Source organism: Bacillus sp. AP50 (genome assembly GCF_040492675.1).
Classification (GTDB): Bacteria; Bacillota; Bacilli; order Bacillales; family Bacillaceae_G; genus Bacillus_A; species Bacillus_A cereus.
Genome location: NZ_JBEUTW010000758.1, coordinates 1 through 1117, shown reverse-complemented (window position 1 = coordinate 1117; position 1117 = coordinate 1). Strand labels below are relative to the sequence as shown.

The following is a 1117-nucleotide window of genomic DNA, read 5'->3' as shown; positions in this document are numbered from 1 at the left end:
GTGCTAATATACTTACATTAATATATTACGCATATATACATTTCAAACTACATTACTTAATAGTTTCACCTTAATTTTTTCTTAGGAGGATTTACAATGAAATTACTAAAACTAAAACATATAATCCCTTTATCTGCAGCTGCAATTACATTCGTATGTAGTCAAAGCACAGCTGAAGCTTCTACCATTCATACAGTAAAAAAGAACGATACACTTTGGGGCATTAGTAAACAATACGGAGTTTCAATACAATCCATTAAACAGGCTAATAATAAAGGAAACGATCAAACCTTTATTGGCGAACAGTTACATATTCCAGGGTCCGTGAAATCAAATGAAATCACTGTTCCTCAAAACGCCAAGCCTGCGAACATTTCTGGACAAATTATTTATCAAGTACAACCGGGAGATTCATTAGAAACGATAGCAAGGCGTTACAATGTCACTGTCCAATCTATAAAACAAATTAACAATACAGTCGGAAACAAGCTTTATACAGGACAACATTTAAAAATCAACTCAAGTATTTCACAAAAAGAAAAAGACTTAATGGCACGCTTAGTTACCGCTGAAGCAGGTGGCGAATCCTATAAAGGAAAAGTAGCAGTAGCGAAAGTTATACTAAATCGTGTAAATGCAAAAGGTTTTCCAAATACAATAACAGGCGTTATTTATGAACCTATTAAATACGGATATGCATTTACTCCTGTTACAGATGGAAGAATTAATCAGCCTGCAAGCGTAGAAGCAAAAATGGCTGTAGAAGAGGCTATCTCCACAAATGGAGTACATTCTGACTGGCTTTATTTCTACAATCCAAAAACATCAACAGACAAGTGGATTACGACACGTCAGACAGTAGCAGTAATTGGTAATCATGTGTTTGCTAAATAAGATTTAAAATCATTAACAGACCTCTTCACTTAAAAGGTCTGTTTTTTTTCTATGTAAGATGTTATTAATCATATGACATAGTTATTTTTTAAACTATTTCTTCTTTTAAATAAAAATTTTTGTATTTACTCCGCCACTCGTAGAAATTAATAAAGCATCAAGTTCAAAAACTCCCACTTTATTAATAAAAGCTATTTCTTAACTTCATAAAATTGTTATACAC

1 protein-coding gene is annotated in these 1117 nt (G+C 32.4%); it reads left to right on the top strand.

Annotated features, from left to right (window positions below; translation table 11 throughout):
- Positions 1–96: 96 nt before the first annotated feature.
- The gene (locus ABWK52_RS29220) at positions 97–894 is read left to right on the top strand and encodes a cell wall hydrolase (protein ID WP_098541602.1); all 798 of its coding nucleotides are present in this window, start codon (positions 97–99) and stop codon (positions 892–894) included.
- Positions 895–1117: the final 223 nt, after the last annotated feature.

Excerpts from the sequence above, each read along its gene's own strand:
- ABWK52_RS29220 (WP_098541602.1), top strand. The coding sequence starts at position 97 with ATGAAATTACTAAAACTAAAACATATAATCCCTTTATCTGCAGCTGCA.